This is a genomic window from Bartonella sp. AC10YNML, assembly GCF_042196825.1.
In the GTDB taxonomy this organism is placed as follows: Bacteria; Pseudomonadota; Alphaproteobacteria; order Rhizobiales; family Rhizobiaceae; genus Bartonella.
This window is the reverse complement of sequence record NZ_JBHIRA010000034.1, coordinates 1-6,957: the sequence shown is the minus strand read 5'-3', so window position 1 is coordinate 6,957 and position 6,957 is coordinate 1. Positions and strand designations below refer to the sequence as shown.

General features: G+C 39.7%; 1 pseudogene. It reads right to left on the bottom strand.

From position 1 onward, the window contains the following. A pseudogene (locus tag ACFINA_RS09165) lies at positions 1 to 6,711 on the bottom strand (hypothetical protein); the annotation flags it as partial. Positions 6,712 to 6,957 lie beyond the last annotated feature (246 nt).

The window sequence follows — 6,957 nt, the reverse complement described above, 5'->3', positions numbered from 1 at the left end:
AACTTGACCATCTTTCTCTTTGTTCTTTACATGACGTGCTACAAAGGCATTGGCTTCATCATTCCATAACAAAGCATTCTGCTCAATGGTCTGTGTAAGTTCATTGCTGTTCTTAGAAAGCTCATTATGAAGATCTGTCAGCGATGTATCAACACCGCTAAAAGCTGAACCAACATCATGATATGACTGACCACCAACAACATACGTCGGAAGATTGCCTACAAGCACATCAGCACCACCACCTAAATAGCTCGATGTATTTTTAGAAACACTGTCTAGATTAGTACTCACTGTCGTAACATTTTTATTAGTTGCAAATAACTGAGAGCCATTTACAACTTCTGTCGATTCTGCTGAAAGTACTCCTGCCTTAACACCTGAAAGTATCCGGTCTTCTTTCTTACTGTTGGCAATATTGAGTTCTGTACCTTCTACTTCTTTACCAATAGTGATAACCTTCGTATTATCATCCTGCTTGGCAAGGCTATCACTGACTACATTGGTCACATCATTGTGAACATTCGTAATAGAACTTGCAACACCTGCAAGTGCTTCGGCTACACTATTGTAAACCTTTTCCTCACCAGCACTACCATCAGAATTGACAGTTTCAAGCTTGAATGTGGGTGCAACCCATTTTCCATTTTCATAGCCAGCACCTCCACCCAAATACGTCGCAACTGCTTGATTCATTGAATAAAGTTGGTTGCCAGTGATCGCTTCTGTTGAACCTTTAGAAATTTCTCCATCTAAAAGAAACTTCAATTTGCTATTGTTTCCTTCCGTTCCATGCTTAGCCACAAATGCATTGGCTTCATTATTCCAATTCAAAGAATCCTGTGCGACTCCTTCAGAAACTTCCTTAATCCTCTGATTGACATTCTTGATATTTGTATCAAGTCCTTCAAAAGCTGAACCAACATTGGTAAAAGGTTTGGCTGTTATCTTACCATCTTTATCAATCTCCGATAAACTATAGGTCGGCCCTGTAAACGCACCATTATTAAAAGCTGCATTGCCTCCTAAATAAGTAACAACCTTATCATTCGTTTCAAAAAGCTGATTACCCGTAACAGCATCTGTTGATTTAGCGCTAATCTCACCATTTGCTAGAAACGTAATTCTACTGTTTTCTTGTGTCCTTAAAGCTCTGCCTTGTTCTTCTTGCTTCTTCTCATGACGTGCTACAAAGGCATTGGCTTCATCATTCCATAACAAAGAATCTTGCGCTACTCCTTCAGAAACTTCTTTAATCCGTGCATTCACATTCTTGATATTCTCATCAAGACCGGCAAAAGCACTCCCAACATCATTAAAAGAGCCATTTGTTATATTACCAGCTGTATCAACCTTGGATAACTTGTAGGTTGGTCCTGTAAACGTACCCTCAACAAATTTTGCATCGCCACCAAGGAATTTAGCTACATTCTGAGAAATCGTGTTGATCTGACTACCATTAATCGCATCATGTGAACTCTCACCAATGACACCATCTTTGACATTATGAAGTGCAACTGGTCCTGCACCCTTACCTTTACCTAAAGTCACACTCGTGTAATCAATGCCGCCATTCTCACCCTCTTTTTTATCGTAGTGAACAACAGCTGAATCATCAGACTGAAGACTGTTAGAAAGCTTCTCTAATCTTTTATCAAGCTGACCTTTGTTAACAGCTTCATTATCCTTTGTTGCTTCACCAACACCTGAAAGTGTCCGATCCGTACCAGTCTTGTTGGCTATGTTGACTTCACTGCCTTCTACTTCTTTACCAATAGTGATAACTTTTGTCTTTTCATCCTGCTTCGCAAGGCTATCACTAACTACATTGGTCACATCATTATGAACATTCGTGATAGAACTCGCAACTCCAGCAAATGCTTCCGCTACACTCTTATAGCTTTCCTCACTTTCTTTACCTTCTGCATCAACTTTCTTGATCACAAAACTTGGAGCTTTCCATTGTCCATCTTTATCGTAACCTGCTCCTCCACCAAAATAGGTCGCAAACTGTTTTTGCAGATCATAAATCTGTCCACCCGTAATCGCATCACTCGAGCCTGATACTATAGAGCCATCTGCAAGTGATGTAAGCTTGCTGTTCTCTTTATTGTCCCCATGCGTCGCTACAAACGCACCTTTAGTCTTACCCCATAACAATGCATCGCCTTGAACTGCTTGCGTAATATTACTCAGTTTTTCATCAAACTTTTTGACCTCATTAGACAGATGAGTGTTCACATTCTTGACACTCGTATCAAGACCCGCAAAGGCGCTACCAACATCGTTATGTGAATTAGTCGTTACTGTACCATCGTCAGAAACATTAGAGATTTTATAAGTCGGAGCGGTAAAAACACCCTCTTTAAATGCAGCATCACCACCTAAAAACTTAGCTACATCCTCACCGATTTTATTAATCTGACCACCCGAGATTGCATCATGTGAACCCTTGGCAATCTGACCATCGGCAACATTATGGAGTCCTACAGCTGCCTTATCCTTACCTTTACCTAGAGTCACACTCGTGTAATTAATGCCGCCATTATCACCATCTTTTTTATCGTAATGAACAACAGCTGAGTCATCAGATTGAAAACTATTAGAAAGCTTCTCTAAACTTTCATCAAGCTGACTTTTGTTAACCGCTTCATTATCATTCACAGCTTTCTTCACACCAGAAAGAATCCGATCCACACCACTTTTATTGGCAATGTTGATTTCTGTACCTTCTGTTTTGGCGCCAATAGTAATACGACCAGCATCTCCATCATCCTGTTTGACGAGGCTATCACTGACAACATTAGTCACATCATTATGAACATTCGTGACAGAAGTACTAATATCAGAAAGGGCTTCCGCTACACTCTTATAGCTTTTCTCACTTTCTTTGCCTGCTGCATCAACTTTCTTGATAACAAAATTGGGAGCTTTCCATTGTCCACTCTCATCATAGCCAGCACCACTATCTAAATATGTCGCAAGAGTGTTACTCATCGAATAGAGTTGTCCACCATTAATGGCATCTGTTGAGTTCGAGGTAATGTCACCATTTGCAAGAAACGTAATTCTACTGTTTTCCTGTCTCCTTACAGCTCTGCCTTTTTCTTCTTTGCTCTTTTCATGACGTGCTACAAAGGCATTGGCTTTATTACTCCAATTCAAAGAATCCTGCGCTACCCCTTCAGAAACTTCTTTAATCCGCGCATTCACATTCTTGATATTTGCATCAAGACCAGTAAATGCACTACCAACATCTTTAAAAAAGCCGTCTGTTATATTACCATCTGCATCAACCTTAGATAACTTGTAGGTTGGTCCTGTAAACATACCGCCAACAAATTTTGCATCACCACCAAGAAACTTAGCTAAATCCTGAGAAATTGTATTGATCTGACTACCATTAATCGCATCATGTGAGCTCTCACCAATGACACCATCTTTTACATTATGAAGCGCAACTGGTTCTGCATCCTTACCTTTGCCTAAAGTCACACTGCTATAGTCAACTATTCCGTCTTCTTTTTTATCGTAGAGAACCACTGCTGAATCTTCTGACTGAAGGCTGCTGGAAAGATCCTTCAGACTTGCATCAAGCTGCGCTTTATTGACTGCCTCGTCCCCATTTTGCGCTGCCTTAACACCAGAAAGAATTCGAGCATCACCATCCCGATTTAAAATATTGATTTTATTGCCGCCTCTTTCCGCACCAATAGTAATAAGACCCATCCTATCCTGCTTGACAAGGCTTTCACTCACTACATTCGTAATCTCTTTGCTGATCTCATTTTTTACATTCGTAACAGAAGTACCAACTCCAGCCAAAGCATCCGCCACATTGCTATAAGTTTTCTCTTCAGATTTACCATCATCCTTAACTGTCTTAACCTTAAAACTTGGAGCTTTCCATTGTCCTTGCTCATCATAGCCAGCACTACCACCAAAATAGGTTGCAAGTTGTTCGTTCAGAGAATAAAGCTGTCCACCCGTGACAGCATCCGTTGAATCTTTAGAAACATCACCATCTAAAAGAAACGTAATTTTGCTGTTATCTTGAGTCGCTACAGCTCTGCCTTTTTCTTCTTTGCTCTTTTCATGACGTGCTACAAAGGCATTAGCTTCATCATTCCATAACAAAGCATCACCTTTAACTTGCTGAGTAATATTCGTTATGTTTTTAGTAAGTTCGCTAAACTTATTTGTTACATTATCATTGACATTCTTGATATTGCTATCAAGCTGGCTTTTGTTAACAGCGTCATTATTGTTCTTTGCTTCACCAACACCTGAAATTATCCGATCCGCACCAGTCTTGTTAGCTATGTTGATTTCACTGCCTTCTACTGCAGCTCCAATAGTGAGACGACTCGTTGTCTTATCTTGCTGAACAAAGCTCTCGCTTTCCACTTTGGTAATTACATTATTAACCTGTTCAGTCAATTTATTCTGAACATTCGTGATAGAACTTCCAACTCCTGCAAGTGCATCCGCTACATCAGGATATTCTTTGTTTTCTGTTTCGCCATCATCCTTAACGGACTTAACAGTAAATTTAGGAGCAGTCCAAGCGCCATTTTCATATTTAGCGCCACCACCGAAATATTTGGCTATATTCTCAGATACTGTTTTGAGATCACTTGTTACAGTTGTAACATTTTGATTTGTAGTAAACAACTGAGAACCAGTGACTGCTTCATCTGAATTTGCACTGAGATCGCCACCTAATAGACCGGAAATTTTCCTTGCCCCATTATCTTTATTCAGAATGCTGATTTCAGTGCCACCAGTTCCTTTCCCAATGGTGATAACACCTGATCCCTCAGCATGGAGACTGCGACTTAACGCCATCCCTTCTTCTTGCTTAACAAGAATACTGTCTCTTACATCAGCAATTTCATTATTTGTTGCCAAAAGTTGTGAACCATTTACCGCTTCTGTCGATCCTACTGAGAGCGCCCCATCTTTAACGCCTTTTAGCTCTTTATTGCCAGCATCAATACCACTAGTTGTTATTTTCGGACCACCTGTAATCATTAAGCCTGTTTCGTCTAAAGTATTTGTACCTGCCTTTACGCTCTCCAGTGTGATGTCCTTTGCTAAATCAAATTTTACCTTATTGTCCTCTTTGCCTTTTGTAATATGTAGGTTGCTACTTCCAGCTGCCAAATCCATTGGACTAGTTGAATTAACACTCGTCGTATCTGCACCCTCAACAGAGAGATCCCAACTTGAAGTTATAGAGTTTTTTAGAGCTTTTAGCTGCGCAACATTCACGGCATCAGTGTTGTCCGTGCCGTCTGCAACGCCAGAAAGAATTCTGGTCTTGTTATCTTTATTGGCAATTGTGATTTTATCGCCATCTGTATCCTTACCAATAGTTATGAACTTCGTCTGCGCATCTTGTTTTACGAAACTACTAGTTGCTACCTGTTCTTTTATTTCCTTCAGCTGTCCAAAATTCACCGCATCGGTGCTTTCAGTACCCGTTGCCACTCCTGTAATCTTTTTACTGCCAACATCTATACCACCGGTGGTTATTTTCGGACCATTGGCAATCACTAAACCTGTTGCGTCTAGGGTACTGCTTCCTGCAGTTACTTTATTGACTGCAATTTCCTTAGATAGATCAAATTTTACATTATTATTATCTTTGCCTTTGCTAATTTGAAGATTTTTACTTGCCACTGATAAATCGATCTTGCTCCCTATACCAATAGTTGTAGCATCTGCACCACCAGCAGACAGCTGCCAACCTTTATCTACGTAATTTTGTAATGACTTTATCTGCGCAACATTAGCAGCATCAGTCAGTTCAGTACCAGCTGCTACCCCTATAATTTGTCGCGTTTTCTTCTCTTTGACATCACCAATACTCACGGCACCATAACCACTCTTCCATTGAGCGTCAGCACTTGTTTCACTCGCTTTCTTATAAGGAGAATAACCAGAAACACCACTAGCCCTATCAGCGACAGTATCTGTACCTAGCGCAACACCGCCCATTTCGCTCGCTTTTGCCCATCCACCAATAACAGTAGTAGCAGGAGCGTAGATTTGCGTATTGTTGCCGATATTAACAACAGATTCATACATGGAAACTTTTGAATGTACCTTTATGTTGTTACCAATAGCAATAATATTAGTACCCTTCGCATCCGGACTGTTTCCTATTTTTATATCATTATTAGTTGCATATGTACTCCCCCTCCTTGCTAAACTATTAGCGTCAGACAGCAAAATATCATCACTATTACCACCCTCAACAGGCAGCATCCGCCCTTTTTTAACAAATGTTTTTGGCAATTTTCGCACAGCAATATTATCCGTACTCATGCCTTTATCGTTAACCGCTATTCTTGTAAGTTGTGGCGCTTTTTTATCACCAACATTTCCAACTCGCGCAAAACGGCTACCTTCTGTCAAAACATTTATTATGGAACTATTATCATCCGTATCAGAAAAAAAATTGATTAGAAAATTTGCATAGTCTTCAGAATCATTCAAACCAGCAACAGAGAGAATGCTTTGTGGATAAGATATACCAACACTTTTTACACCTTCAAGAAAGGTGTTTCTAAAATCAGGATTTGCTGAAAAAACAGGCGTAACATTCGATAAGAATGTAGCAGCTATAGCCAACGAAAGAACTTTAACCAAAGAAAAACGAGAACGTTTTAATTCACTCGCTGCTTGTGGGGCATATAATTTTTTCATAACAAACTCTCCAATGAAAAAACTTAAAAACACCTCCAAAACATAAAAAAGACACATTTTAGCATTATTGATCTCTTTGGAATTTAGAGTAGAGGATCATTGCTTAGAGTGTGAATATTTTGAGTCTTTTGTTTTGTTTGTGCTCTCTGTATTGAGACCCAAATGCTTATCTTTTTGATTATGTTTTTTGACATAAAGATAACACATTTAGAGTCTAAGGGTTTTAGTGTGTTGTTTTTTCCTAAC